This window comes from Xylophilus sp. Leaf220, assembly GCF_001421705.1.
Taxonomy (GTDB): Bacteria; Pseudomonadota; Gammaproteobacteria; order Burkholderiales; family Burkholderiaceae_C; genus Xylophilus.
The window spans coordinates 92,649-119,469 of sequence record NZ_LMKO01000024.1; the positions used below are offsets into that span (position 1 = coordinate 92,649).

General features: G+C 69.9%; 27 protein-coding genes and 1 pseudogene. 17 read left to right on the forward strand and 11 right to left on the reverse strand.

The window, feature by feature from the left end:
* Nucleotides 1-23 precede the first annotated feature (23 nt).
* The 5 genes from ASE76_RS16025 to sucC form a co-directional block, all read right to left on the reverse strand.
* Nucleotides 24-725: an FHA domain-containing protein gene (locus tag ASE76_RS16025; protein WP_055841698.1), complete on the reverse strand. Its 702-nt coding sequence runs from the start codon at nucleotides 723-725 to the stop codon at nucleotides 24-26.
* Nucleotides 726-754: 29 nt separating this feature from the next.
* Nucleotides 755-1,561 (reverse strand): PP2C family serine/threonine-protein phosphatase, encoded by an 807-nt coding sequence (locus ASE76_RS16030; RefSeq protein ID WP_055841700.1) that lies wholly within the window; start codon nucleotides 1,559-1,561, stop codon nucleotides 755-757.
* Between the two features lie 186 nt (nucleotides 1,562-1,747).
* A complete protein-coding gene (locus ASE76_RS16035; protein WP_055841704.1) occupies nucleotides 1,748-2,449 on the reverse strand; it encodes a TerC family protein in 702 nt (233 codons plus the stop codon).
* A gap of 156 nt (nucleotides 2,450-2,605) precedes the next feature.
* Nucleotides 2,606-3,508 carry a succinate--CoA ligase subunit alpha gene (sucD, locus tag ASE76_RS16040; protein WP_055841707.1) on the reverse strand — a complete coding sequence of 301 codons (903 nt, stop codon included), beginning with the start codon at nucleotides 3,506-3,508 and terminating at the stop codon, nucleotides 2,606-2,608.
* A gap of 12 nt (nucleotides 3,509-3,520) precedes the next feature.
* Entirely contained in the window at nucleotides 3,521-4,687 is a 1,167-nt protein-coding gene (gene sucC / locus ASE76_RS16045; protein ID WP_055841710.1) for an ADP-forming succinate--CoA ligase subunit beta, read from the reverse strand.
* 206 nt (nucleotides 4,688-4,893) lie between these two features.
* Here sucC and argC point away from each other — a divergent pair, with 206 nt between their 5' ends.
* Nucleotides 4,894-5,817: an N-acetyl-gamma-glutamyl-phosphate reductase gene (gene argC, locus ASE76_RS16050; RefSeq protein WP_055841713.1), complete on the forward strand. Its 924-nt coding sequence runs from the start codon at nucleotides 4,894-4,896 to the stop codon at nucleotides 5,815-5,817.
* A gap of 13 nt (nucleotides 5,818-5,830) precedes the next feature.
* Here argC and ASE76_RS16055 read toward each other — a convergent pair whose 3' ends face one another.
* The 3 genes from ASE76_RS16055 to ASE76_RS16065 form a co-directional block, all read right to left on the reverse strand.
* The gene (locus ASE76_RS16055) at nucleotides 5,831-7,657 is read right to left on the reverse strand and encodes a hypothetical protein (RefSeq protein WP_156362820.1); all 1,827 of its coding nucleotides are present in this window, start codon (nucleotides 7,655-7,657) and stop codon (nucleotides 5,831-5,833) included.
* 121 nt (nucleotides 7,658-7,778) lie between these two features.
* Complete coding sequence (gene argE, locus ASE76_RS16060) at nucleotides 7,779-8,933, reverse strand: acetylornithine deacetylase (RefSeq protein ID WP_055841718.1); 1,155 nt, start codon at nucleotides 8,931-8,933, stop codon at nucleotides 7,779-7,781.
* A gap of 131 nt (nucleotides 8,934-9,064) precedes the next feature.
* Nucleotides 9,065-10,159, reverse strand: coding sequence for an ROK family protein (locus ASE76_RS16065; RefSeq protein WP_156362822.1), 1,095 nt, complete (start codon nucleotides 10,157-10,159; stop codon nucleotides 9,065-9,067).
* 317 nt (nucleotides 10,160-10,476) lie between these two features.
* Here ASE76_RS16065 and ASE76_RS16070 point away from each other — a divergent pair.
* From ASE76_RS16070 to ASE76_RS16125, 12 genes and pseudogenes are all read left to right on the forward strand, one after another.
* Nucleotides 10,477-10,968: pseudogene (locus ASE76_RS16070) on the forward strand (ferritin-like domain-containing protein); the annotation flags it as partial.
* A 251-nt stretch (nucleotides 10,969-11,219) separates the two neighbouring features.
* A complete protein-coding gene (locus ASE76_RS16075) occupies nucleotides 11,220-11,552 on the forward strand; it encodes a GNAT family N-acetyltransferase (RefSeq protein ID WP_055841721.1) in 333 nt (110 codons plus the stop codon).
* 42 nt (nucleotides 11,553-11,594) lie between these two features.
* The gene (locus ASE76_RS16080; protein WP_055841724.1) at nucleotides 11,595-12,794 is read left to right on the forward strand and encodes a PAS domain S-box protein; all 1,200 of its coding nucleotides are present in this window, start codon (nucleotides 11,595-11,597) and stop codon (nucleotides 12,792-12,794) included.
* A gap of 1 nt (nucleotide 12,795) precedes the next feature.
* Nucleotides 12,796-13,467 carry a response regulator transcription factor gene (locus ASE76_RS16085; RefSeq protein WP_055841726.1) on the forward strand — a complete coding sequence of 224 codons (672 nt, stop codon included), beginning with the start codon at nucleotides 12,796-12,798 and terminating at the stop codon, nucleotides 13,465-13,467.
* A gap of 145 nt (nucleotides 13,468-13,612) precedes the next feature.
* Entirely contained in the window at nucleotides 13,613-14,983 is a 1,371-nt protein-coding gene (locus ASE76_RS16090) for a CmpA/NrtA family ABC transporter substrate-binding protein (RefSeq protein WP_055841730.1), read from the forward strand.
* On the forward strand, nucleotides 14,946-15,860 hold the full coding sequence (gene ntrB / locus ASE76_RS16095) for a nitrate ABC transporter permease (protein WP_055841734.1): 915 nt from the start codon (nucleotides 14,946-14,948) through the stop codon (nucleotides 15,858-15,860). Before ASE76_RS16090 ends, ntrB begins: the two co-directional genes overlap by 38 nt.
* A 22-nt stretch (nucleotides 15,861-15,882) precedes the next feature.
* Nucleotides 15,883-16,713, forward strand: coding sequence for an ABC transporter ATP-binding protein (locus ASE76_RS16100; protein WP_055841736.1), 831 nt, complete (start codon nucleotides 15,883-15,885; stop codon nucleotides 16,711-16,713).
* Nucleotides 16,714-16,750: 37 nt separating this feature from the next.
* The gene (cynS, locus tag ASE76_RS16105) at nucleotides 16,751-17,194 is read left to right on the forward strand and encodes a cyanase (protein ID WP_055841738.1); all 444 of its coding nucleotides are present in this window, start codon (nucleotides 16,751-16,753) and stop codon (nucleotides 17,192-17,194) included.
* A gap of 173 nt (nucleotides 17,195-17,367) precedes the next feature.
* Complete coding sequence (locus ASE76_RS16110) at nucleotides 17,368-17,979, forward strand: DUF4142 domain-containing protein (RefSeq protein ID WP_055841741.1); 612 nt, start codon at nucleotides 17,368-17,370, stop codon at nucleotides 17,977-17,979.
* Nucleotides 17,980-18,082: 103 nt separating this feature from the next.
* Nucleotides 18,083-18,787 (forward strand): glutathione S-transferase N-terminal domain-containing protein, encoded by a 705-nt coding sequence (locus ASE76_RS16115; protein WP_055841955.1) that lies wholly within the window; start codon nucleotides 18,083-18,085, stop codon nucleotides 18,785-18,787.
* 175 nt (nucleotides 18,788-18,962) lie between these two features.
* Nucleotides 18,963-19,784 (forward strand): aldo/keto reductase, encoded by an 822-nt coding sequence (locus ASE76_RS16120; RefSeq protein WP_236698504.1) that lies wholly within the window; start codon nucleotides 18,963-18,965, stop codon nucleotides 19,782-19,784.
* Nucleotides 19,785-19,991: 207 nt separating this feature from the next.
* Nucleotides 19,992-21,284 carry a DUF2254 domain-containing protein gene (locus tag ASE76_RS16125; protein WP_055841744.1) on the forward strand — a complete coding sequence of 431 codons (1,293 nt, stop codon included), beginning with the start codon at nucleotides 19,992-19,994 and terminating at the stop codon, nucleotides 21,282-21,284.
* A 33-nt stretch (nucleotides 21,285-21,317) separates the two neighbouring features.
* Here ASE76_RS16125 and ASE76_RS16130 read toward each other — a convergent pair whose 3' ends face one another.
* Entirely contained in the window at nucleotides 21,318-22,358 is a 1,041-nt protein-coding gene (locus tag ASE76_RS16130; RefSeq protein WP_055841747.1) for a diguanylate cyclase, read from the reverse strand.
* A gap of 133 nt (nucleotides 22,359-22,491) precedes the next feature.
* Complete coding sequence (locus ASE76_RS16135) at nucleotides 22,492-23,076, reverse strand: TetR/AcrR family transcriptional regulator (protein ID WP_055841750.1); 585 nt, start codon at nucleotides 23,074-23,076, stop codon at nucleotides 22,492-22,494.
* A gap of 118 nt (nucleotides 23,077-23,194) precedes the next feature.
* On the opposite strand from ASE76_RS16135, the gene ASE76_RS16140 reads away from it, so the two are divergent.
* Nucleotides 23,195-23,662 carry a nuclear transport factor 2 family protein gene (locus ASE76_RS16140; protein WP_055841753.1) on the forward strand — a complete coding sequence of 156 codons (468 nt, stop codon included), beginning with the start codon at nucleotides 23,195-23,197 and terminating at the stop codon, nucleotides 23,660-23,662.
* A 15-nt stretch (nucleotides 23,663-23,677) separates the two neighbouring features.
* On the opposite strand, the gene ASE76_RS16145 is transcribed toward ASE76_RS16140, so the two are convergent.
* Nucleotides 23,678-24,256 (reverse strand): YceI family protein, encoded by a 579-nt coding sequence (locus tag ASE76_RS16145; RefSeq protein WP_236698500.1) that lies wholly within the window; start codon nucleotides 24,254-24,256, stop codon nucleotides 23,678-23,680.
* Nucleotides 24,257-24,410: 154 nt separating this feature from the next.
* Between ASE76_RS16145 and ASE76_RS16150 the strand changes: the two genes are divergently transcribed.
* The 3 genes from ASE76_RS16150 to ASE76_RS16160 all read left to right on the forward strand — a co-directional run bounded on the left by ASE76_RS16150 (nucleotide 24,411) and on the right by ASE76_RS16160 (nucleotide 26,817).
* Nucleotides 24,411-25,079 carry a histidine phosphatase family protein gene (locus ASE76_RS16150; RefSeq protein WP_055841756.1) on the forward strand — a complete coding sequence of 223 codons (669 nt, stop codon included), beginning with the start codon at nucleotides 24,411-24,413 and terminating at the stop codon, nucleotides 25,077-25,079.
* 173 nt (nucleotides 25,080-25,252) lie between these two features.
* Complete coding sequence (locus tag ASE76_RS16155) at nucleotides 25,253-25,816, forward strand: (2Fe-2S)-binding protein (RefSeq protein ID WP_156362824.1); 564 nt, start codon at nucleotides 25,253-25,255, stop codon at nucleotides 25,814-25,816.
* A complete protein-coding gene (locus ASE76_RS16160; protein WP_055841759.1) occupies nucleotides 25,813-26,817 on the forward strand; it encodes a xanthine dehydrogenase family protein subunit M in 1,005 nt (334 codons plus the stop codon). Before ASE76_RS16155 ends, ASE76_RS16160 begins: the two co-directional genes overlap by 4 nt.
* The last annotated feature ends 4 nt before the right edge of the window (nucleotides 26,818-26,821 follow it).

The window sequence follows — 26,821 nt, forward strand, 5'->3', positions numbered from 1 at the left end:
CGCCACGGCGGCCGCTGGCCGGCTCAGGCCGCCTGGTCGAACTGCATGCGGATGCCCGCCAGCTCGATCAGGTCGCCCGGGCGCAGCATCACCGGTGCATGGCGGGCGCTCACGCCGTTGACGAAAGGCATCGCGTCGCCCTCGACATAGGTGAGCGTGAAGCCCTGCGGCCGGCGGGTGATGGCCGCCACCCCCACGCCCGACTTGCCGATGGTGGTGACCACCTTGTGCAGATCGACCGACCGGCCGGCGGCCGCACCCGACAGGATGCGGATGGCCGCCGGCCGCACCGAGGCGGCGACGGTGTCGGGCGCCATGGCGGTCTCGGCGAACAGCGGGATGCCGGCCAGGGCCGCGTCGCGCTCGGCATCGACGGCGGCCTGCACTGCGGCCGCGTCGGCGGCGACCGAGCGGCGCGCGGAGACCGAACTGCCCGCTTCCTGGTCGAAGGTGAGCTTCAGGCGGCCGATCTCGATCACGTCGCCATGCTTCAGGACATGCTTGAGCACCAGGACACCGTTGACCGCGGTGCCGTTGACGCTCTGCAGGTCTTCGACGGCGGCCTGCCCGTCGGGGGCCAGGTGCAGAACCGCATGCTCGCCGCTCACCACCAGGCTGTCGACGACGATGTCGCTGTAGGGCCGGCGGCCGATGGTGGTACGGTCCTTGACCAGCGCGACCTCCCGGATCGTGATTCCCTCTAGGGACAACAACAGCTTGGCCATGCCGATTCCTGCTCCGGTTCTTATTTTCGCTAGCTGCCGCGCGGCGAGAGACCCAGCAGGCGCGCCCAGCGCCCGCGTGTGGGAGAGGCGCCCTCGGCCTGTGCCAACAGTACGCTGACATTATCGCGCCCGCCCGCCGCATTGGCGGCGTCGACGAGGGCCGTAGCGGTGTTGCCCATCGACATTCCGGCGCCCAGGAGGGCCGCGATCTCGGGGTCGCCGAGCATGTCGGTCAGGCCGTCGGAGCAGATCAGGTAGCGGTCGCCCGGCTGGGGCGTGTGCTCGGCCACGTCCAGCTGTGCGCCGGTTTCCACTCCCAGGGCCCGTGTCACCAGGTTGCGATACGGCACCGAACTGGCCTGCGCCGGGCTGACCAGCCCGGCGTCGATATGCTCCTGCAGCACCGAGTGATCGCGTGTCAGACGCTCCAGATGACCGGCCCGCAGGCGATAGCAGCGCGAGTCGCCGATGTGACCCAGCATGATCCGATCGGGCAGGAACACGCCGAAAACCAGGGTGGTGCCCATGCCGCGGAAGGCGGGCTGCGCTTGCGCCGCTTCCAGGATCGCGCGGTTGGCGTCCTCGGCACAGCCCTCCATCGCGCGGCGCAGTTCGCGGGGCGTGGCCCCATGGCCACCGCCGTGCGACCGGAGCCAGGCACCGAATTCGCGCTGCACGAAATCGGTGGCGATGCCGCTGGCCACCTCGCCGGCGTTGTAGCCGCCCATGCCGTCGGCCAGAACCGCCAGGCCCAGGGCTGCGTCGTGGACGACCGTGTCTTCGTTGTTGTCCCGCACGCGGCCGGTGTCGCTCAGGGCATGGAACTCGTAATGCATGGAAGGCGGCAATCGCGGTCGGCGGGGAAAAGGTCCCGCAGGGACCGGCTGGCCGCGGATGATAGAGCAGGCGGCAATGCCCCCAGGCCCGGATGACGGCGCAGGCAGGGGGATGCGACGGCCCCGTGCCGCGCTCGTCGCCCGGCCGTGCCCGCCTCGCGGCGGTGCAGGCCGGGCCCTGGAGCGTCAGTGCGTCGCGTGGCGCGCCGCATGGCGCCGCGCGGCGCGGGCCTGCAACGACTTGCCCACCGCCACCACGAAGGCGGCGCCGATCGCGGCGGCCACGTAGTGCAGCCACGGGTTCGCGGCCAGGACGCCGCGCATCGAGACGTCGTTGACGATGGTCTCGCCGCCCACCCAGCCGATCAGGGCCGCGCCCAGCAGCACGATGATCGGGAAACGCTCCATCAGCTTGATCATCAGCGTGCTGCCGAAGATCACCAGCGGGATGCTGATCGCCAGGCCCAGGATCAGCAGCGTGGTGTCGCCCTGCGCGGCGGCCGCCACGGCGATCACGTTGTCCAGGCTCATGACCAGGTCGGCGATCAGGATAGTGCGCACCGCGGCCATCAGGTTGCCGTATTCCTTGGATTCGCCGTCTTCTTCCTCTTCCTCGCCGAGCAACTGCACGCCGATCCAGAGCAGCAGGCAGCCGCCGACGATCTGCAGGTAGGGCAGCTCGAGCAGCTTGGCCGCGACGACGGTGAGCGCGATCCGCAGCACCACCGCGGCGCCCGAGCCCCACAGGACGGCCTGCTTCTGCTGGTGCGGCGGCAGCGAGCGGGCGGCCAGCGCGATCACCACCGCGTTGTCGCCCGACAGGATGATGTTGATCCAGACGATCTTGAGAAGACCGATCCAGAAATCGGGGCTGTGTAGAACTTCCATGCTGACTGGCTCCTGCTGTTATGAATGCAGAAGCGCCCCGGGAATATTCCAGGGGCGCTTCTATTTATGCAGCGGAGTGTAGCGGCACTGCGGGCCGGGCCGGTGCGTAGTATTGCGTACGCGCCGGCCGAGGGTGGCGCCGGTGCACCGTGCCGGTCAGGCGCGCTTGAGCAGGCCCTGCAGCAGCTTGCCCATCTCCGACGGGTTGCGGGTGATGGTGAAGCCGCACTCTTCCATGACCGCCAGCTTGGCGTCGGCCGTGTCTTCGCCGCCCGAGATCAGCGCGCCGGCGTGGCCCATGCGCTTGCCGGGAGGGGCGGTGACGCCGGCGATGAAACCGACGATCGGCTTCTTCATGTTGTCCTTGCACCAGCGGGCGGCGTCCGCCTCGTCGGGTCCGCCGATCTCGCCGATCATGATGACCGCGTCGGTATCCGGATCGTCGTTGAACGCCTTCATCACGTCGATGTGCTTCAGGCCGTTGATCGGATCGCCACCGATGCCGACGGCGCTCGACTGGCCGATGCCGAGTTCGGTCAACTGTGCGACGGCTTCGTAGGTCAGCGTGCCGGAGCGGCTCACCACGCCGATGCGGCCCTTCTTGTGGATGTGGCCGGGCATGATTCCGATCTTGATCTCGTCGGGCGTGATCAGGCCGGGGCAGTTCGGGCCCAGCAGCAGCGTCTTCTTGCCGCCCTTGGCTTCCTTGGCCTTCATCTTGTTGCGCACTTCGAGCATGTCGCGCACCGGGATGCCTTCGGTGATGCAGATCGCCAGGTCCAGGTCGGCTTCGACGGCTTCCCAGATCGCGGCGGCGGCGCCTGCGGGCGGCACGTAGATCACCGACACGGTGGCGCCGGTCTGCGACGCGGCTTCCTTGACCGAGGCGTAGATCGGGATGTTGAAGATCGACTCGCCGGCCTTCTTCGGGTTCACGCCGGCCACGAAGGCGTTCTTGCCGTTCGCGTATTCCTGGCACTTTTCCGTATGGAACTGGCCGGTCTTGCCGGTGATGCCCTGGGTGATGACCTTGGTGTCTTTGTTGATGTAGATCGACATGACTTCAGTTCCTTACTTGGCCTTGACGGCTGCAACCACTTTTTGGGCCGCTTCGGCCATCGAATCGGCGCTGATGATCGGCAGGCCCGATTCGGCCAGCATCTTCTTGCCCAGTTCTTCGTTGGTGCCCTTCATGCGCACGACCAGCGGCACGGACAGGTTCACCGCCTTGCAGGCGGTGATCACGCCGGTGGCGATGGTGTCGCACTTCATGATGCCGCCGAAGATGTTGACCATGATGGCCTCGACCTTCTTGTTCTTCAGCATGATCTTGAAGGCTTCGGTGACCTTCTCGGGGGTGGCACCGCCGCCCACGTCGAGGAAGTTGGCAGGCTCTGCGCCGTAGAGCTTGATGGTGTCCATCGTGGCCATGGCCAGGCCCGCGCCGTTGACCAGGCAGCCGATGTTGCCGTCGAGGCTGATGTAGGCCAGGTCGAACTTGCTGGCTTCGATCTCGGCGGCGTCTTCCTCGTCCAGATCGCGCAGGGCGACGATCTCGGGCAGGCGGAACAGCGCGTTGCTGTCGAAGTTGAACTTGGCGTCCAGGGCCAGCAGCTGGCCCTTGCTGTCGACGTTCAGCGGGTTGATCTCGACCAGCGACGCGTCGGTCTCCATGTAGCAGGTGTAGAGCTTCTTGAAGATGTCGACGGCCTGGGCGGTGGAGCCGGCCGGGATGCCGATGGCGTCCGAGATCTTCTTGGCCTGTTCGTCGCCCAGGCCGGTCAGCGGGTCGATGTACTCGGTGACGATCTTGTCGGGCGTGGAGTGGGCCACTTCCTCGATGTCCATGCCGCCTTCGCTCGACGCGATGAAGGCCAGCTTCTGCGTGGCGCGGTCGGTGACGATGGACACGTAGAGCTCGTTCTGGATGTCGGCGCCGTCTTCGATGTAGAGGCGACGCACCTTCTGGCCTTCGGGGCCGGTCTGGTGGGTCTTGAGCTGCATGCCCAGGATCTCGCCGGAGATGCGCTTGACGTCCTCGATGGTCTTGGCGACCTTGACGCCGCCGCCCTTGCCGCGGCCGCCCGCGTGGATCTGGGCCTTGACCACCCAGACCGGGCCGCCGAGCTTCTGGGCGGCTTCGACCGCTTCCTGCACTGTGAAGGCTGCCTGGCCGCGGGGCACGGGCACACCGAATTTGCGCAAGATTTCCTTGGCTTGGTATTCGTGAATCTTCATGAGGGTTCTCTCAGGAGAAAAAGAGGGGAGGCAGACCCGGCGGCCGAGGGAAAAGTGCGAAATCTGTGCTGGCAGCGGGCATGGGACACAGCGGGGCCGACTGTATCATGGGCGTTTTCCCGTAGTTGCCGAGCGCCTCGGCAGCGCCGTGCCCGCCCGGGGCCCGCGCCCCTTCCCCCTCCCACGACAGCCAGGACACCCTTCCCATGCCCCAGGTCTTCATCGATGGCGAAGCCGGCACCACCGGCCTCCAGATCCGCGAACGTCTCCAGCTGATGCCCGAGATCACCCTGGCCAGCATCGACCCGGCCCGCCGCAAGGATCCCGAGGCCAAGCGGGCGCTGCTGGCGCAGGTCGACCTGGTGGTGCTGTGCCTGCACGACGACGCCGCCCGCGAGACGGTGGCGCTGGTCGACTCGCTCGACGGCCGCCGGCCGAAGATCATCGACGCCTCGACCGCCCACCGCACCGCGCCGGGCTGGGCCTACGGCTTTCCCGAACTGGACGCGGGCCAGGCCGCGGCCGTCGCCGCCGCCGACCGGGTGGCCAACCCCGGCTGCTACGCCACCGGCGCGATCGCCCTGGTACGGCCGCTGGTCGATGCTGGCCTGCTGCCAGCCGACTTCCCCGTCGCCCTGCCCTCGGTCAGCGGCTACTCCGGCGGCGGCCGGGCGATGATCGAAGCCTACGAGGCCGGCCAGGCCGCGGCCTTCGAGCTGTACGCGCTCGGACTGAAGCACAAGCACATCCCCGAGATCATGGCCTACACCGGCCTGACCCGCCGCCCGGTCTTCGTCCCGTCGGTGGGCAATTTCCGGCAGGGCATGCTGGTGCAGCTGCCGCTGCACCTGGACCTGCTGCCCGGCGCGCCCCGCGCCGCCGACCTGCACGCCGCGCTGGCCGCGCACTATGCCAGGAGCAACACGCCCGAGCAGTTCGTGAAGGTGCTGCCCGTCACCGACGACGGCAAGCTGGAGCCCGAAGCCCTCAACGACACCAACCAGCTCGAGATCCGGGTGTACCCGAACGACGACCACCACCATGCGGTGCTGGTCGCGCGCCTGGACAACCTGGGCAAGGGCGCCAGCGGCGCGGCGGTGCAGAACCTGAAGCTGATGCTGGGCCTGTAGCGCGGGCCTGCGGTCAGGGCAGCGACATGCCGCGATGTCCCGCGATGTAACTTGCCGCCGGCAGAAGGGCGCAGTCGCGGCGGAAATCGAAAGCCGGCTTCTGTAAGAGAGTCCTGACGGTCCGCCACCAGGTGGGGAACACGACCTGGATCTCGCTTACCCCTTCGCTCAGGCGCACCTGCAGTCGTGGATCGCTACAAGTCCGTACGACGGGGGCTTTTATCCATTCTTGAGAACCCGCTGGCCGGATGCGTACCGCCATACCCGGTGCCGCAAACACGCCAAGCGACACCAAAGACGCAGTCGGACATCCCACCTGCCAGTGCCCACGGCTACGTTCTTGCGGTTTTGCCATATCGGTTTGCAGTACTTGGCAGTTCTTCAGCCCAGACGACCTCGCGTGGTCGAGCGTTTGCCGAAGGACTGCCTGGATGTCGTCCAGCGGGGTCCAGTCCACTAATGGGAAGAACTCCCCCATGGCCAGATAGTCGCTTTTCAAATCGTCATGCAAGCGCTGCGCGGTCATCCACTCGTAGCGAATACTGTCCCGCCCTACTTTCGGCCCTGCAGTCACGGACAGCAGCGCGATGGCGAGGCATCCCACTGCGGTGCGACCGTCAGGCATTGAAAAAAAACGCCAGCGCCTCGCATATTCGAGTCCAGCACCCAACGCCATGCAGACGCACAGCGTCAGCACCACAGTCTCATATGCCAGCAATCTGTACGTAAATTGCAGATAGATCGCGCCGGGCACGTATTCGTAGAAGCTGAACGCGTATCGGGTCTGCAGCCATGCCATGGCACCGAGCACGGCCAAGAGAAAAACGCCAACGGATCTCCACTCGGCGTTCCGAAAACGGACAATGCACAGACCGACAAACACTGGTAGCAGGAAGAGAAGTACCGGATCCATCTGCACGGTGATGTAGGTCCACTCGTTCCCCCAGATCCAGTCCTGGTTCCAGAAGAATATTTCCCCAGGCAGATTGTTGGTCATCGGGGTGTAGCGCGGATGACGCACCAGTTCCTCGATCCGGTTGAAGCGACCCATGGCCACCATCGGCAACACGAACGGCGCCATCAACAACGCGCATACGGCTGCGCTGGCGATGCCCGGCCGGATCCAGCCAAACGCAGCACGTCGCCAGCGCCATGCGGCTACGACGGCAGCGATCACCAACGGGAACAGCGCGAAGGCGCCCAGGGTGCTATGCGACAGCACCAGCACTGCCAACACTGCGCCGATCCAGACCGGCCATCGTCCGTCCGCAATCAGCACCAGACACCCTGCGAATAACCATGGCAAAACCGCCATGGCAGAAAACTCGGCGAAGGCCCCGCGTACCAGCCAGTCGGTAAACGCATAGTTCGACGACAGGAAAAGGGCACCACCGAGGAGCCACAACCAGGGGTGCCGCTTCTGCAGGAGCTGCCGCAGGCAAAAGCACATGCCGCAAAAGCCGATGACCATCCATATCCACGTCGACACGACCAGCGCTGCCTTGACGCTGCCAGCGAGGGCCAGGACCGCCGCCGACGTGTACATGAACGTCTTGTGATAGAGCGCAGGCAGCGGCGAGCCATGGCCGAATTGCTGTGCCGTGGACCAGACAGGTAGAAGATGCCCCAGCCGCCATTGCTCCAATACTGCGGCCATGCGCATCACCGGCGCCGTTCCATCATGGTTGGACGGCCATCCCGGATGTGCCATCACCGGCAGCAGCATCAGCAGCGACCACAGGCACCCTGCCAACAAGCAGAGCCAGAACCACTTGCTTCGCAGAAAATGAACTGGCTTTGGCGTCTTCCCAAAAGACGATTGAGTGACGGCAACGGTCATGATCTAAAAGCGGCGCACCGTGCGCCTTGGTCCAACTGAAGTACAGGTGCCGCCTGGCGGACCTCGGTCGCAACCTACGGACGCATCGCGAGAGGCGGGGGTTCTCTGCGTTCGGCGATGTCTACGCCAGCGACTGCCCCAGCCGCCGCAGGAACCCTTCGCAGGCCTCCAGCTGGTCGAGCGCCACGAACTCGTCGGGCTTGTGGGCGTTCTCGATGTGGCCCGGGCCGCAGATGACGGTGGGGATGCCTGCCTGTTGGAACAGGCCGCCTTCGGTGCCGTAGGCGACCTTGCGGGTTTCGCGGTCGGTGGTCAGCGCGCGGGCCAGGGCGACGATCGCCTCCTGCTCGGCGGTCTCCATGCCGGGCGCCGAGGCGCCGACGGTGATGTCGATGCCGGCCTCGGCGTACTCCTTCTGCATCTTCGGCAGCAGCTCGTCCTGCACATACTGCTCGACCTGGGCGTGGATGCTGTCGACCGACATGCCCGGCAGGTTGCGGAACTCGTACTGGAACTCGCACAGCTCGGGAATCGTGTTGACCGCGATGCCGCCCTGGATCTGGTTGGTGGTGAGGGTTGTGAAGGGCACGTCGAAGAATTCGTCGTACGGGCCGTGGGCGCGGTAGTGGTCGGCGATGTCGCGGATGCGGCAGATCAGCCGGGCGGCGTACTCGATCGCGTTGCAGCCGCGCGGGGTGAGCGACGAATGCGCCGCCTTGCCGTGCACCCGGCAGCGGTAGAGGTTGATGCCCTTGTGGGCCACCACCACCTGCATGCCGGTGGGCTCGCCCACCACGCAGCCCTCGGCACGCAGGCCGCGCTGCTTCAGCTCGGCCAGCATCACCGGCGCGCCGACGCAGCCCACTTCCTCGTCGTACGAGTAGGCCAGGTGGATCGGCTTCTGGCGCGGCATCGCCAAAAATTCGGGCACCAGGGCGAGGGTGGTGGCGATGAAGCCCTTCATGTCGGCAGAGCCGCGGGCGTACAGCTTGCCGTCGCGCTCGTCGATCCGGAACGGGTCGCTGCTCCAGTCCTGGCCGTCGACCGGCACCACGTCGGTGTGGCCCGACAGCACGATGCCGCCTTCGGTGCGGCCGTCGGTGGCGGGCAGGGTGGCGAAGAGGTTGGCCTTGCGGCCGTCGGGCGAGGCGATGACCTCGGCGCGCACGCCGTGCGCAGCCAGGCCCTCGCGCACGGAGTCGATCAGGTCGAGATTGGAATTGCGGCTGGTCGTGTCGAAGGCGACCAGCTGTTCCAGCCATTGGCGGGTATTCATGGACGAAGGCACCGGGAGAGAGACAAAAGAAAGCCGCCAGTGTAGGCCGGCTCCTCTGGTAAGGGCTCGCACCCGGATATCGACCGCCGCCCCGCCCGACGGCCGGCCGGGCCGGCGCCACCCGCCGCGCGCTACCGGTTGGTGAAGCTCGCGTTGCCGAGCCCGGTGCCGACCGTCAGCACCGCCCAGCGCCTGACGTCGTTCATGAAGGGCAGCTCGGACAGGCCCTGCACCACCGCGTCGTTGTGCAGCCGCACGTGCGTGGGCTCGCCGCCGATGCGGGGCAGCTTCTCGCACAGGTGGCGCGGCAGGTGGAACCGGGTGCTCTCCCAGTTGCCGGGCAGGTTCTGGGTGCCGCCGGCGATCGAGCCGTCGGGCCGCACCATGCCCGGGCAGGCCACGCCGACGAAGGGCGCGAGCTTGATGCCGTCGCGCTTGGCCTCGTGGATCAGGTCCTCCAGCATGCCGGCGATGCCCTGGACCAGGTCGTCGCGCTTCTTCACGTCCTCGTCGTCGGCATGGCCCCACTTGTCGCGGCCGACCACCTCGGCGCGGGTCAGGTCGGGGCCGTTGCCGCGCACCCGCACGATGCCGCAGCGCACGTTGGTGCCGCCGATGTCGACCGCCAGCAGCGCGTCGTGCCGCTCCAGCACCTCGGGCGGCGCCACGTGCAGCCAGCCGATCAGGCCGCCCTCGTCGGCATGGTGGTGCAGGGTGCGCAGCGAGACGCCCGCCTTCGCCTCGGCCAGCAGCTCGCCGGCGCGGCCCACCGCCCGCTTGCCCAGTTCGCTCTGCTGGAATCCGCCGCCGATCACCACCCGCTCGACGCCCTGCCACGACTTCTGGCGCTGGAAGCGGCGCACCACCTGGGCCAGCTGCACCGCATAGTCCTCCGAGGCGGCGCGGATCGCCGCGGCCGCCGGGCCGCCCTCGGCCAGCAGCTCGTCGAGGCGGCGCTTGCCGATCTCGGCGGTCGGCTTGGCGCCGAAGGCGTCCTTGCCGTCGTTCATCTCGGTGAACAGGGTGCGCCAGAGGTCGAGCATCTTGCCGAAGGCGGTGCGGCTCGCGCGGTCGCCGTAGAAGCCGTCGGTCTCGCTGTCGCGCACCTCCAGGCTGTAGCTCTCGATGGTGACGGCGGGCAGGGTCAGGTCGCCGTGGACCGGGGGCGCGACGTCGGCGGCGGTGTCGTCGGCGGGGCGGGAATCGGTGCGCGGGGAGCGGGGCATGGCGGTGTCGGAGGTTCGGTGGTGGAAGGGCGACGCGGATGCGGTACGGAAGGGCCGGGCGGCCGCGCCGCCACCGGCCGGCGCCGCATCGCATGTCGACAGCATGACCGACAAGCGCGGCGCGGCTGCATCCAAACGCAAGGCGCTCCCTCTGCCTACGCACCACGCCGACGCAAGACGACAGGGACGGCCCGGCGCGCCCGCACCCTCGGGGCTGTCCGGCCCGCACGCCTTCGTGGCAGGTGCCGTGGCCGGCGGCAGTGCCCTCGCACCGCCGCGAACTCCCTCCGTCATCACTGCCCAAAAAGGAATCCACCATGGCCGTCAAGACCCTCGAAGACCTGTTCGTCCACGCTCTGTCGGACGTCTACAGCGCCGAAAAGCAGCTGACCAAGGCACTGCCCAAGATGGCGCGCGCCGCCACCAACCCGGCGCTGGCCGCGGCCTTCACCCTCCACCTGGAAGAGACCCGGGGCCAGATCGAGCGGATCGACCGCGCGGTGGAAGCCACCGGCATCAAGCTGAAGCGCATCAAGTGCGCCGCGATGGAAGGCCTGGTCGAGGAAGGCGAGGAAATGATCGAGGAAGTGGAGAAGGGCCCGGTGCTCGACGCCGGCCTGATCGGCGCGGCCCAGAAGGTCGAGCACTACGAAATCGCCACCTACGGCACCCTCTGCGCCCTGGCCAAGCAGCTCGGCTATACCGAGGCGATGCAGCTGCTGCGCGAAACGCTGGAAGAAGAAAAATCCACCGACGAGAAGCTGACCCTGCTGGCCGAGAGCGGCGGCAACGCTGCCGCTGCCGATGCGAAGCCGCAGGACGACAAGCCCGCCCCGGCCCGCCGTGCACCGGCCAAGTCGGCGGCCGGCAAGACCGCCAAGGGCGCCGCCGGCAGCGCAGCGGCCAAGCCGGCCGCCCCCGCGCCCCGCAAGGCGCCGGCCCGCAAGACCGCGGGCTAACCGCAGCGGCGGCATGGGCCGCCTTTGCTATAAAATAGATAGCTGCAAGCCGGCGCGCAACGCCGGCTGCGGCTATTTTTTCTTCAAAAGCCGGAGTTCCGATGTCTCCACCGTCCACCCCTCCCCACGCCCTCGACCTGCACCACGACACCGCCGCCCGGCGCTACGAAGCGCAGCGCGACGGCCGCACCCTGGGCCACCTCGCGTACGAGACCGCTGCCGACGGCACGATGGCGCTCACCCACACCATCGTGCCGCCCGAGCACGCCGGCCAGGGCGTCGCCAGCTTCCTGGCGCGCGCGGTGCTCGACGATGCCAGCGCCCGCGGCCTGCAGGTGGTACCCGAATGCAGCTTCGTGGCCGCCTGGCTGCAGCGCCATCCCGACTACCTGCCGCTGGTGCCGCCGGCGGCGCGGGAGCGGCTGGGACTCTAGGGCGCGCCGGGCGGGGGCATGCTCCTTGCTTCGACGGCGGGCATGCCTGCCGTCGCCGAAACGCCCCCTTCCAGCCCCGCCGAAGCCGATGCGGCGGTGTGGACCGACCGGCCCGGCCTGCTGCTGGAATCGACCGGCGAGGGCATCTTCGGCATCGGGCTCGACGGGCACTGCGTGTTCATCAACCGGGCGGGTGCCGCGCTGCTCGGCTACGAGGTGGCCGAGGTGCTGGGCCGCAACATGCACGAGCTGACCCACCATTCCTACCAGGACGGCTCGGCCTACCCCGACAGCGCCTGCCCGATCTTCCGGGCCTTCCGCCGCGGCCAGCCCTGCCGCATCGACACCGAGGTGTTCTGGCGCCGCGACGGCAGCGCGGTGCCGGTGGAGTATTCGAGCCACCCGATCCTCGACGGCGCCAAGGTGCGCGGCGCGGTGATCACCTTCGTCGACATCACCGAGCGGCGGCGGGCCGACCAGGCGCTGCGCCAGTCGCGCAACCTGCTGGAGCAGCGGGTGGCCGAGCGCACCGCCGAGCTGACCGCCGCGCTGGAGCAGCTGCGGGCGCTGTCGGCCTGGACCGATTCGGTGCGGGAGGAAGAGCGCACCCGCATCGCCCGCGAGATCCACGACGAACTGGGCAGCCTGCTGGTGGCGCTGAAGATGGAGGTCGGCTGGCTCGACAAGCGCCTGGCCGAGCAGCCCGCCCGGGCGCCCGAGGCGGCCCAGGAGATGCGCCGGTCGATGCGCTGCAAGTGCCAGGGCATGAGCGGCCTGATCGAGCGGGCGGTCGACGACGTGGGCCGCATCATCACCGACCTGCGGCCCAGCATCCTCGACCACCAGGGCCTGTGGGCCGCGCTGGAGTGGCAGGCGCACGACTTCGCGCAGAAGGCCGAGCTGACGCTCGACTGGGACATGCAGACCGCCGCCGCGGACGAACCCACCGGACCGGCCGCCACCGCCGTCTTCCGCATCTTCCAGGAGATGCTCTCCAACGTGGCGCGGCATGCCCGGGCGCGGCGGGTGGCGGTGCGCATCCTGGCCTCGGGCACGCTGCTGCAGCTGGACGTGCAGGACGACGGCGTTGGCGCCGCAGCCCAGGCCTTCAGCGCGCCCACCGCCTACGGGGTGCGCGGCATGCGGGAGCGGGCGCGGCACTTCGGCGGCACGGTCGAGGCTCACAGCGCGCCGGGCCGGGGCTGCACCTTCGGCCTTCGGCTGCCCCTCACCGGTGCCTGACATGCCGCTGCCCCACGCCCTGCGCGTCCTGATCGGCGACGACCACCGCATCGTGCGCGAAGGCATCAAGCAGGTGCTGCGCGACCCCTCCAACGGCACGCCCGAGATCCACGTGATGGCCGAGGCGCAGACCGGCCCCGAGGTGGTCGAGGCGGTGGCCGCGCGCGGCGGCAACGCCGGGCTCGACGTGGTGCTGCTCGACATCGCCCTGCCCGAGCGCGACGGCCTCGACGTGCTGCAGGCCCTGCGCCGCGACTGGCCGGCCCTGCCGGTGCTGATGCTCTCCACCTACCCCGAGAACCAGTACGCGGTGCGCTGCATCCGCCTGGGCGCGGCCGGCTACCTCAACAAAAGCGCCGACCCCGACGCGATGGTGGCCGCGGTGCGCAAGGCGGCCGCCGGCGGCCTGTACCTGACGCCCGCCACCGCCGAGGCGCTGGCCCTCGCGGTGGGCAGGGGCGCGGCCGGCATCGCCCTGTCGCACCGCGAGCACCAGGTGTTCCGCCTGCTCACCACCGGGCGCACCGTGAGCGAAATCGGTGCGGAGCTCGGCCTGGCGCCCAATACGGTGAGCACCTACCGGGCCCGCATCCTCGAGAAGACCGGTACCAAGAACGACGTGGAGCTGGCGCTCTACGCCGAGCGGCACGGCCGCGACGCCGCGCCGGCCTGAACCAGGGCCGCGCAGGGCCGCCGTGTAGTGCCAGCCCTACGCCGGGCCCACACTTCTGCGGCGATACGGCGTGCGGCCCGCCGAAAACCCGCCGGCTGGCCCGGCCGTTGCGAGGGCGAAGGCTTCCCCACCAGGAGAGCCCACCATGTCCCGACTGCCGACCCTTCCCGCCGCCTACGACGCCGACCGCCCGCTGATGCCGCGCTGCGCCTGCGGCGCCGACCATGCGCCGGGCGAACACGCCGCCGCGGCGGCCTCGGCCGAGAGCCTGTCGCACGACAAGCTGGAGGCGGCGATGGTGAAAGCGCTGTTCCCGGTCGACAGCGTGCGCCGCCGCTTCCTGCAGGCGGTGGGCGCCAGCACCGCCCGCGCCGCCATCGCCTCGCTGATGCCCCTGGGCGCACTGCAGGCAATGGCCCAGGACAAGGGCCCGCTGGAGAAGAAGGACCTGAAGATCGGCTTCATCCCGATCACCTGCGCCACGCCGCTGATCATGGCCCACCCCCTGGGCTTCTACAAGCAGCAGGGCCTGAACGTGGAGGTGGTGAAGACCGCCGGCTGGGCGCTGATCCGCGACAAGATGATCAACAAGGAGTACGACGCCACCCACTTCCTGTCGCCGATGCCGCTGGCCATTTCGATGGGCGTGGGCTCCAACCCGGTGCCGATGCAGGTCGCCACCATCCAGAACACCAATGGCCAGGCGATCACCCTCGCCAACAAGCACAAGGACAACCGCGACCCGAAGAAGTGGAAGGGCTTCAAGTTCGCCGTGCCCTTCGAGTTCAGCATGCACAACTTCCTGCTGCGCTACTACGTGGCGGAGCACGGCCTGAACCCCGATACCGACATCCAGATCCGGGTGGTGCCGCCGGCCGAGATGGTCGCCAACCTGCGCGCCGGCAACATCGACGGCTACCTGGGCCCCGACCCGTTCAACCAGCGCGCGGTCTTCGAGGAAGTAGGCTTCCTGCACATCCTCACCAAGGACATCTGGGATGGCCACCCCTGCTGCGCCTTCGGCACCTCGGCCGCGTTCATCCAGCAGAACCCCAACACCTTCGCGGCGCTGGTGCGCTCGGTGCTCACCGCCTCGGCGATGGCGCGCGACCCGAAGAACCGCGAGCTGATCGCCCGGGTGATCGCGCCGGCGCAGTACCTCAACCAGCCCGAGACGGTGCTGACCCAGGTCCTGACAGGGCGCTTCGCCGACGGCCTGGGCAACATCCGCACCGTGCCCGACCGGGCCGATTTCGACCCGATCCCGTGGCAGTCGATGGCCGTCTGGATGCTGACCCAGATGAAGCGCTGGGGCTACGTGAAGGGCGACGTCGACTACAAGCAGATCGCCGAGAAGGTGTTCCTGCTGACCGACGCCAAGAAGCGCATGGCCGAGCTGGGCCAGAAGCCGCCCGAGGGCGCCTACCCCAAGTTCACCATCATGGGCAAGGTGTTCGACGCGGCCAAGGCCGACGACTATGCGAAGAGCTTCGCCATCTCCAAGGCCGCGGCCTGAAGGTGCATACGTGAAAAGCACCAACCTCAAGGCGGCCCTGCTGTCGCTGGCGGTCTTCCTGCTGCTGGTGGGCGTGTGGCAGCTCGCCACCCAGTCCACCGGCGCCGCGTCCGGTGCGGGCGGCATGACGCCCGAGCAGATCGAGTACGCCAAGATGCTCGGCAAGGACCCGACCGCCGGCGCCGAGCAGAAGGGCGCGGGCTTTCCCACGCCGGCGCAGATGGCGGCCACCATCGGCCGGCAGCTGCGCCATCCGTTCTACGACAACGGCCCCAACGACAAGGGCATCGCGATCCAGCTCGGCTGGTCGCTGCTGCGGGTGGGCAGCGGCTTTTTGCTGGCCTGCCTGGTGGCGCTGCCGCTGGGTTTCCTGATCGGCATGTCGCCGCTGTTCCACAAGGCGCTCGACCCGTTCATCCAGGTGTTGAAGCCGATCTCGCCCCTGGCCTGGATGCCGCTGGCGCTCTACACCATCAAGGATTCGTCGGCCAGCGGCATCTTCGTGATCTTCATCTGCTCGGTCTGGCCGATGCTGCTCAACACCGCCTTCGGCGTGGCCTCGGTCAAGCGCGAGTGGCTCAACGTGGCCCGCACGCTGGAGGTGCGGCCGCTGCGCAAGGCCTTCCGGGTCGTCTTGCCGGCGGCGGCGCCCACCATCCTCACCGGCATGCGGATCAGCATGGGCATCGCCTGGCTGGTGATCGTCGCGGCCGAGATGCTGGTCGGCGGCACCGGCATCGGCTACTTCCTGTGGAACGAGTGGAACAACCTCTCGCTCACCAACGTGATCTTCGCCATCCTGGTGATCGGCGTGGTCGGCATGTGCCTGGACCTGGCCTTCGCCGCCCTGCAGAAGAGAGTCACCTATGTGGAGTGACGCCCCGCCCCGGAGCCGTGCCATGCCCCTCGACCGTTCCACCGCTTCTTCCGGGTCTTCCCCTCCCCTGCTGTCGATCGAGGGCCTGGCCAGGTCCTACGTGCCGGCGCGGCCGGTCTTCGCCGACGTGTCCTTCACCCTGGACCGCGGCGAGTTCGTCTGCATCATCGGCCACTCGGGCTGCGGCAAGACCACCATCCTGAACGTGCTGGCGGGGCTCGACACCGCCAGCGCCGGCCACATCTTCATGGACGGCCGCGAGGTCGCGGGCCCCAGCCTGGAGCGCGGCGTGGTGTTCCAGAGCCATGCGCTGATGCCCTGGCTGACGGTGCGCCGCAACATCGCCTTCGCGGTGGAGTCGCGCTGGCCCGATTGGAGCCGCGCGCAGGTCGATGCGCAGGTGGAGAAGTACGTGGCGCTGGTCGGCCTGAGCGGCGCCATCGACAAGAAACCCTCGCAGCTCTCGGGCGGCATGAAGCAGCGGGTCGGCATCGCCCGCGCCTTCGCGATCAGCCCCAAGATGCTTCTGCTCGACGAGCCCTTCGGCGCGCTCGACGCGCTCACCCGCGGCACCATCCAGGACGAGCTGATGGCCATCGTGCGGCAGACGCAGCAGACCGTCTTCATGATCACCCACGACGTGGACGAGGCCATCCTGCTGGCCGACCGCATCCTGCTGATGCGCAACGGCGCCGACACGCCCGCCGGCTACCGGCCCGGCGGCATCGCCGAGGTGGTGGTCAACCCGCTGCCGCGCGACCGCACCCGGCACAGCCTGCACCACCTGCCCGGCTACTACCCGCTGCGCAACGGCATCGTCGATTTCCTGGTCGGGCGCGCCCGCGCCGACTGACACCCCGCCTCTTCCCTCACACCAAAGGAGCCACCCCATGAGCCGCAACGACGTCACCGAAAAAATCATCACCGCCAAGGTCCTCAAGGGCATCAGCTGGGCCAGCGTGGCCGAGCAGGTCGGCCTGTCGAAGGAATGGACCACCGCCGCCTGCCTGGGCCAGATGACGCTGACCGCCGAGCAGGCCGCCACCATCGCCGGCATCTTCGACCTGAGCGCCGACGACCAGAAGTGGCTGCAGGTGGTGCCGTACAAGGGCTCGCTGCCCACCCCGGTGCCGACCGATCCGCTGATCTACCGCTGGTACGAGCTGGTGAGCGTCTACGGCACCACCATCAAGGAACTGATCCACGAGGAGTTCGGCGACGGCATCATGAGCGCGATCGATTTCTCGATGGACATGCAGCGCCAGGAAGACCCGAAGGGCGACCGGGTGCGGGTGGTGCTCTCGGGCAAGTTCCTGCCGTACAAGACCTACTGAGGCCGGCCCGCGGGCGGCCCACACGGCCGCGTTGGCCGCCCGGGCTGACACGCGATGGGCGTCTGTCCGTACAGCCGGCGCGGGTCGGCGGGCCCAGTCTTGCGGCATTCCTGCGGCGGTGTTGCCTTGTCGGCATCGCCGCCGCTTCTGTCTGCCCTTGCCGGAACCCCGCCATGTCCCCTTCCACCGCACTCTCCTCCTGCCTGCTCGCCGCCCTGGCCTTCACCGGCGCCGCCCACGCGGCCAACGAGGCGAGCCACCCGGCCGCCCCCGAGCGCAGCCAGCGCGCCCAGGCCGACAAGCCGGGCGCCCGCAACAACAATCCCGAGGGCGAAGGCACGACCAAGTCGGCGCCCTCGGCCATCAGCAAGGCCGACCGCGACTTCGTCACCAAGGCGGCCGGCTCCTCGCTCTACGAGATGGAAGCCGCCAAGCTCGCCGAATCCCGCGCCGCCGACCCCCGGGTGAAAGCCTACGCCCAGACCCTGCAGCGCGACCACCAGCGCGCGATGGGGGGCCTCAAGCAGATCTCGCTCGACCACAACTACCCGCTGCCAGAGCACGCCCCGGACGACAAGGCCGCGATCCTGGCGCGGCTGCAGTCCCTCTCGGGCAAGGAATTCGACACCGTGTTCCGGCTGCAGGTGGGCATCGAGGACCACAAGGACGACATCAAGCTGATGGAGCGGGCCCGCCGCGCCAGCCGCACCCCCGACATCCGGGCCTGGATCGACCAGTCGCTGCCGGTGATGCGCCGCCACCTGGAACAAGCACAGGCGTTGTAGCCGCACCGGCCGGGCGGTCTTGCGGCGCCGGGCCAGAATGCAGCCCAGGCCGCGCGGCACGTTCGCCACGCGCTTCCCCACCGACCTTCCCCGGATGCCCGACATGCACGATCTCTCCGCCTTCCCGATCACCGCCAAGTGGCCCGCGCAGCGCCCCGACGTGCTGCAGCTCTATTCGCTGCCGACGCCCAACGGGGTGAAGGTCTCGATCCTGCTGGAGGAGACCGGCCTGCCGTACGAGCCGCACCTGGTGGATTTCGGGCAGAACGACCAGACCTCGCCGGCCTTCCTCTCGCTCAACCCCAACAACAAGATCCCGGCGATCCTCGATCCCGACGGTCCGGGCGGCCAGCCGCTGGCGCTGTTCGAGTCCGGTGCGATCCTCGTCTACCTGGCCGAGAAGACCGGCCAGTGCATCCCCACGGATGCCGCCGGCCGCTACGAGACGCTGCAGTGGCTGATGTGGCAGATGGGCGGCGTCGGGCCGATGTTCGGCCAGCTGGGCTTCTTCCACAAGTTCGCCGGCAAGGACTACGAGGACAAGCGCCCGCGCGACCGCTACGTGGCCGAATCGAAGCGCCTGCTGGCGGTGCTGGAGCAGCGCCTGGAGGGCCGCGACTGGATCATGGGCACCGCATTCACCATCGCCGACATCGCGGTGCTGCCCTGGGTGCGCAACCTGGTCGGCTTCTACGAGGCGCGCGAGCTGGTCGGCTTCGACGATTTCCCCGAAGTGCAGCGGGTGCTGGCGGCCTTCGTGGCCCGGCCGGCGGTGGCACGCGGGCTGGAGATTCCGAAGCGGGCGTAGCGGCCGCAACTGTCTGCCGCCACACCACGCCATGCCCGCACCGTCCCGCCCTCCCTCCCGCCGGCACCTGCTGGGCACCGCGGCGGCGCTCGTCAGCGTCCCGCTGACCTGGCGCGCATCGGACGCCCAGGCGCAGACGCCCGCCCCTCCTGTGCCGGCCAACCCGCCGCAACGCATGACCACACGCCCCATTCCTTCGACAGGCGAGGCGCTGCCGGTAGTCGGCTGCGGCACCTACATCGGCTTCGACGTGGCGGCCGACAGTGCTGCCTACGCCGAGCTCCCCGGCGTGCTGCAGGCGTTGTTTGACGCGGGTGGCGCGGTGCTCGACAGTTCGCCGATGTACGGCCGGGCCGAAGCCGCCACCGGCGAATTGCTGGCCGCCGCCGGCAGCCGGCAACGCGCCTTCGTCGCCACAAAGGTCTGGACCAGCGGCCGCGCGGCCGGCATCGCGCAGATGGAGCAGTCCTTCGCCCGGCTGCGCACCTCGCGCATCGACCTGATGCAGGTGCACAACCTGGTCGACTGGCGCACCCAGCTGGCCACGCTGCGGGGCTGGAAGGAAGCGGGCCGGGTGCGCTACCTGGGCATCACCCACTACACGCCGTCGGCCTACCCGGAGGTCGAGGCGGTGCTGCGGGCCGAGCCGCTCGATTTCCTGCAGATCAACTACGCGCTGGACGACCGGGCCGCCGCCGAGCGCCTGCTGCCGCTGGCCCGGGAGCGCGGCGTGGCGGTGATCGTCAACCGGCCGTTCGGCGGCGGCGGGCTGCTGCGCCGGCTGCGGGCCGAGCCACTGCCCGGCTGGGCGGCGGAGATCGGCTGCTCCAGCTGGGCGCAGGTGCTGCTGAAATTCGTGCTGAGCCACCCGGCCGTCACCTGCGCGATTCCCGGCACCGCCCGGCCCGAACACATGCGGGACAACGTGGCGGCCGGCATTGGCCCCTTCCCCGATGCGGCGTTCTGGCGGCAGCATGCCGATGCGCTGCGCCCTTGAGCGCCACGGGCGGCCGCCTTTTCTGCGGGCAGCGCCTTTTGCTACTTAATTTATAGCTGGAAGCCGGCGTACGGCGCCGGCCACAGGCACTTTCTACTCTCCATTTCGTGGGTGAGGGCGTGCCGGCTGCCATCGGCTTCGCTCCTCCGTGCCGCATGCGGCCTTGTCCTGCGCGGCCCTGCCCGCCCCACCCGGATACTGCCGCCCATGTCCGAAAAACTTCGCTTCCTGCTGAGCAGGCTTTTCCGCAAGACCTGGTGGCGCTGTGCCCTGTTCTCCCTCTTCGCCTTTCTGGCGGTGGCGCTGTCGGCGGTGATCGGCCCGTCGATCCCGCAGAGCGTGGCGATGCAGCTCGGCTCGGAGTCGATCGACAGCCTGCTCGGCATCCTCGCCTCCAGCATGCTCACCGTGGCGATCTTCTCGGCCACGACGATGGTGGCCTCGTTCTCGGCCGTCTCCAACAGCGCGACGCCCCGCGCCTCGCAGCTGCTGATCGAGGACAGCACGGTGCAGAACACGCTGGCCGCCTTCATCGGCGCCTTTCTCTACAGCGTGATCGCCCTGGTCGGGCTGCATGCGCATGTCTACGGCGAGGGCGGGCGGCTGGTGCTGTTCGGCTTCACCCTGGCGATGCTCGTCTTCGTGGTGGTGGTGCTGCTGCGCTGGATCGACTACCTCTCGGTGCTCGGCCGCCTGGGCGAGACGATCCGGCGGGTGGAGCTGGCCACGCAGCGGGCGATGGTCCAGCGCCTGGCCAAGCCGTGGCTCGGCGGCCGGCCGCAACCCGACGGTGCCCGCGGCCGGCATGCGGTGCAGGCGCCCACCACCGGCTTCGTGCAGCATGTGTCGATGGACCTGCTGCAGCGCCGCGCCGAGGCGCTGGGCACCACCCTGCACCTGCATGTGCTGCCCGGCGCGTTCGTCGAGCCCTCGGTGGTGCTGGCCAGCTGCGACACGCCGCTGGACGAGGACGACCGGAAGGCCATCGCCGACGCGCTGGTGATCGGCACCGGCCGCAGCTTCGACCACGATCCGCGCTTCGGCCTGGTGGTGATGGGCGAGATCGCCGCGCGGGCGATGTCGGCCTCGGTCAACGACCCGGGCACCGCGCTCGACGTGATGGCCACCGCGGTGAAGACGCTGGTGTACTGGATCGAGACGCAGCGCACCGGCGGGGAAGGCGCAGCCGGGACGGGCAGCGCCGAGGACGCGACGGCGGGCCCCGAGTTCGACCGGGTCAGCGCCCCGGCGCTGCGCGAGGCCGGCATGGTCGAGGACGTCTTCGCGCCCCTGGCGCGCTACGGGGCCGAGGCGGTGGAAGTGGGCGTGGTGCTGCAGCGGGCGCTGGCCTCGCTGCGGCGGATGGACCACCCGCCCTTCAACGGGCCGCTGGAAGACCTGTCGCGCTATGCCATCGCCCGGGCCGAACATGCCGGGGCGATGCCCTACGACGTCCAGCTGCTGCGCGACGCCGCAGCGGGCCGCACGCCCGCGCGCTGACGGCCGACCGCGGTGCTGCGGGCCTGCGGGCCGTCAGTCCCAGCCCTCGAACACCTGCACCCGGTTGCGGCCGGCCTGCTTGGCGCGGTAGAGCGCCTTGTCGGCCGCGGCCACCAGCGCCGGCCCGTCGCTGCCGGCGGCGGGCACCACCGAGGCCACGCCGATGCTGGCGGTCAGGGGCCGGTTCGGCCAGGCGGCCTGCTCGATCGCGCAGCGCACCTTCTCGGCCACCGCCCGGGCCGCGGCGATGTCGGCATCGGGCAGCACGACGGCGAACTCCTCGCCACCGAAGCGCGCCACCAGGTCGCTGCGCCGCACGCTCGCCTGCAGCAGGCCCGCGACCTGCACCAGCACCGCGTCGCCGGCCGGGTGGCCGAAGTCGTCGTTGATGCGCTTGAAGAAATCGAGGTCGACCATCAGCAGGCCCAGCGGGCGGCCGTCCTGGCGGTGGCGCTGCCACTCCTCGCGCAGCCGCCGGTCGAAGGCGCGGCGGTTCCACACGGAGGTCAGGCTGTCGGTCATGCCCTGCAGCTCCAGCCCGGCCACCGCCTGCCGCAGTTCCAGCTGCGCCACCACCTGCCGGGCCAGCGAATGCAGGGCGCGGCGCTCGGTGCCGGTCAGGCTGCGGGGCCGGTGGTCGAGCACGCAGACGGTGCCGATCGCCACGCCCTGCGGGGTGACCAGCGGCGCGCCGGCGTAGAAGCGGATCGCGGTGTCGCCGGTGACGAGCGGGTTGTGCGCGAAGCGCGGGTCCTGGCGGGTGTCGGCCACCTCCATCAGCCGGTCGGGCTGCAGGATGGTGTGGGCGCAGAAGGAGATCTCGCGCGGCGTCTCGGCCAGGTCGACGCCCTCGCGCGCCTTGAACCACTGCCGGTCCTCGTCCACCAGGGTGATCAGGGCCATCGGCGCCTGGCAGACCGCCGAGGCCAGGGTGGTGAGGTCGTCGAAGGCCTGCTCGGGCCCGGTGTCGAGCACCCCGTAGTTGCGCAGCACGTTCAGCCTTTCGGCCTCGTTGAACGGCAGCGCGGCCGTCTGGGGACCGGGTTCCGGGGGAGGTGATGGCGCAGAGGGCATGTGACGCGGTCTCACGGTCGGCGGACGGGAAGCGCCGGCCGGCGGTGCCCCTGCAGCGGGCGCCTTCGGTCACGGTGCGCGGAACGTGCCGTGCGGGCACCGGCGGATGATACGGCGGCGCCCCTGCGCACGCTCACGGCCCGGCGCACGCCAGCAGCGCCCGCAGGCCCGGCCCGACCTTCTGGGCGCCGTGCACCTGCGCCTGGACGATCGCGCCGTCCACCGCCAGCGCGAGCGCCTGCACCCGGATGGCGCGGGCCGCCGCCGGGCGGGCGCCGGGGGCGGGCGGCGGCAACAGGGCGTCGATCACCTCGGCCATCTCGGCCTTGTGGCGCCGTGCGATCGCCACCGCATCCGGCAGCGTGCCACCCAGCTCCGCCACGGTGTTGATGAAGGCGCAGCCGCGGAAGGCCGGCGCGGCGAACCACTCCCCCAGCGCCGCCGCCAGCGCCGCCATGCCGGCCCCGGGCCGCGTGCCGGCCGCGCCGTGGCGGCCCAGCGCATCGACGAACCAGCCCATCCACAGGTCGTGCCGGTGCTCCAGGAAGGCCCGCACCAGGTCGTCCTTGCCGGGAAAGTGCCGGTAGAAGGTGGCCTTGGTCACGCCCGCCGCGGCGATCACCCGGTCGACGCCGGTCGCGCGGATGCCGTCGCGGTAGAAGAGATCGTGCGCCGTGGCCAGGATGCGGCCGCGCGCGGGCGATGCGGTGGAGTCCATCGGCGCATTCTAGGCCTGTGGTAGACAGACCTGTCTACCCTGCGGTATCGTGCGCTTCCGGTAGACAGACCTGTCTACCCGCCACACCCGCCCCGCGCGCCGCACCACAGGAACCCGCATGACCGCCAAGCCGCCCTTGCCCCCCTTCACCGCCCAGACCGCCGCGCAGAAGGTGCGCATGGCCGAGGACGCCTGGAACAGCCGCGACCCCGACCGGGTCGTCCAGGTCTACACCGAGGACACCCGCTGGCGCAACCGGGCCGAGTTCCCGGTGGGCCGCGAGGCGGTGCGGGCGCTGCTGCAGCGCAAGTGGGCCCGCGAGCTGGACTACCGCCTCGTCAAGGACCTGTGGGCCTTCGGCGAGAACCGCATCGCGGTGCGCTTCGCCTATGAATGGCACGACGACTCGGGCCACTGGTACCGCAGCTACGGCAACGAGAACTGGGAGTTCGATGCCGACGGCCTGATGCAGCGCCGCTTCGCCAGCATCAACGACCTGCCGATCGCCGAGGCCGACCGCCGGTTCCACTGGCCGCTGGGGCGCCGGCCCGACGACCATCCGGGGCTGGAGGCGCTGGGGCTCTGACGGCCCGGCCGCCGGTCACGACGGCTCGCGGATCGCCTCGACCTGCACCCGCAGGTGCACCAGAGGCTTGAAGCCCATGTCGAGCCCGAAGCCGATGCCGAAATCGCTGCGGTTGAAGCTGCCGCGCGCATCGGCACCGCAGGTCTCGCGCTTGTTGATCGGATGCTCCTGCACGCACTTGAAGTGCACGATCTGCAGCCGCACCGGCCGGGTCACGCCGTGCAGCGTCAGCGCCCCGCGCAGTTCTCGCGGTGCGCCGCCGGCGAAGTTGGCGAAGGCGCCCCGGTAGGTGGCGGTGGGGAATTGCGCGGCGTCGAGGATGTCGGCGGCCAGCGCGTGGCGGTTCATCTCCTCGTGGCCGAAGTCGACCGAGGCGATGTCGATCTTCAGGTCCACCGTGCCGCGCTGGGCGGCGGCGTCCAGCACCACCGTGCCGCTGGTGCTGTTGAACTTGCCGCGCCAGGTCGACAGGCCCATGTGGTCGGCCTCGAAACTGGGGTAGGTATGGCTGGCGTCGATCGCATAGGTGACCGGCGCGGCCTGGGTCGTGGCCGCGGCAGCGGTGGCGGCCAGGGCCAGAAGGAGTGCTTTCACGGGTCGAGCCTCGCGGATCGGATGAAGGGCCGGCCAGTCTAGAGGTCGTGCAGAGGATGCACGCAACACGATGAAAGCGACCCTGCCACCCGCCATCGCGGCGCGGTCGCCCGCGCGACGGCGCCGCGCACCGCGGGCTCACAGAATCGGCGGCATGGGAACCCTCTACCTCGTGCGCCACGGCCAGGCCTCCTTCGGCGCGGGCGACTACGACGTGCTGAGTCCGCTGGGCCACCGGCAGGCGCGGCGGCTGGGCGACTACTGGCGCGACAAGGGCCTCGTCTTCGAGGCGGTCTACACCGGCACGCTGCGGCGGCACCTCGAGACCTTCGCCGGCATCGCCGCCGGGCTGGAGGCGGTGCCGGCGGCAGAGGAGCGGCCCGCGCTGAACGAGTACGACGCCGCCGCCGTCGTCGCCACGGTGCACCCCGATCCGCTGCCACCGGCGCGTACGCCCGAGCAGTACCGCCACCACTTCCGGCTGCTGCGCGATGGCCTGGCGCGCTGGATGGACGGCAGCGCGCAGCCGGCGGGCATGCCCGCCTTCGCCGACTTCTCCGCCGGCATCGCGGCGGTATTGGAGGAGGTGCGCACGCGGCACACCGGCAACGTGCTGGTGGCCAGCAGCGGCGGGCCGATCGCCACCGCCGTCGGCCAGGTGCTGGGCACGCCCGCGGCCACCACCATCGAGCTGAACCTGCGGATTCGCAACTGCGCGGTGACCGAGCTGGTGTTCACCCCCCGGCGGCACACGCTGCTGACATTCAACACGCTGCCGCACCTGGATGCGGACGAGCACCGCGACTGGCACACCTTCGCCTGAGGGTGCGGACGACCCTGCAGCGCTAGTCCCGAAGCGATACGGCGTGTAGGCCGATGCCCACAGGCAGGCGGCGCGGGCCGCTCTGGCGCGGCACCGGAGCGGCTGCGAAGAATGGCAGTCCGACCCGGCCCACCGGGCACCACGATGACATGCCGCCGAGCAGAAGGATCCCCATGGACCAGGCCGTTGTTTCCCCGCGCCCCGCACCCGCGGCCGCGCTTCCTCCCCCCACCCAGACCCTGCGCTTCGTGCTCAACGGCCACCCGACCCAGGTGGAGGTGGCGCCGTGGACCACCCTGCTCGACCTGCTGCGCGAGGACCTGCAGCAGAGCGGCACCAAGAAGGGCTGCGACCACGGCCAGTGCGGCGCCTGCACCGTGCTGGTGGACGGCCGCCGGATCAACTCCTGCCTGACGCTGGCCCTGATGCACGAAGGTGCCGAGGTGACCACGGTCGAGGGCCTGGCCAAGGAGGATGCGCTGCATCCGCTGCAGCAGGCCTTCATCGACCACGACGCCTTCCAGTGCGGCTACTGCACGCCGGGCCAGATCTGCTCGGCCGTCGGCCTGATGAACGAGGGCCATGCGCACGACGCCGAGGACGTGCGCGAACAGATGAGCGGCAACGTCTGCCGCTGCGGCGCCTATGCCGGCATCGTCTCGGCGGTGGTGCAGGTGATCCGGCAGCAGCCGGCTGCCGCACCCGGCGCGGCCCACGGGCAGGAGGCCGCACGATGAACCCGTTCGCCTTCGAACGCGCCGCCTCCGCCGCCGATGCGGTGGCCCGCGCCGGCGCCCACCATGGCGAAGTGCGCTTCATCGCCGGCGGCACCAACCTGCTCGACCTGATGAAGGAGGGGCTGACCGCGCCCGATGCGCTGGTCGACATCAACGCCCTGCCGCTCGGCGGCATCGAGGACATCGCGGGCGGCGGCCTGCGCATCGGGGCGTTGGCGCGCAACGCCGACACCGCCTGGCACCCGGCGGTGCAGCAGCGCTACCCGCTGCTGGCCCAGGCGCTGCTGGCCGGCGCCTCGCCGCAGCTGCGCAACATGGCGACCACCGGCGGCAACCTGCTGCAGCGCACCCGCTGCTATTACTTCTACGACGTGTCGGTGCCGTGCAACAAGCGCCAGCCCGGCAGCGGCTGCCCCGCCATCGGCGGGGTGAACCGGATCCACGCGATCCAGGGCGCGAGCGACTCCTGCATCGCGGTGCACCCGTCCGACATGTGCGTGGCGATGGCCGCGCTCGACGCCACGGTGCAGGTCCAGGGTGCGCAGGGCAGCCGCAGCATCGCCTTCGCCGACTTCCACCGCCTGCCCGGCGACCGGCCGGATCTGGACACCACGCTCGCGCCCGGCGAACTGATCACCTCGGTAGACCTGCCCGCCGCGCCGCTGTTCGCGCGCACCGCGTACCTGAAGATCCGCGACCGCCGCTCCTATGCCTTCGCGCTGGTGTCGGTGGCCGCCGCGCTCGACCTGGAAGCCGACGGCCGCACGGTGAAGTCGGCCCGCATCGCGCTCGGCGGCGTCGCGCACAAGCCGTGGCGCCTGCCGGAAGCCGAGGCGCTGCTGGCTGGCGCCACCGTGGGCGAAGAGGCCTTCGGCCGCGCCGCCGACGCCCTGCTGGCGGGCGCCCGCGGCCAGGGCGACAACGATTTCAAGATCCTGCTGGCCCGCCGCACCGTCGTGCGCGCCCTGCTGCAGGCAGCCGGCCCGGAGGCGGCCGCATGAGCGC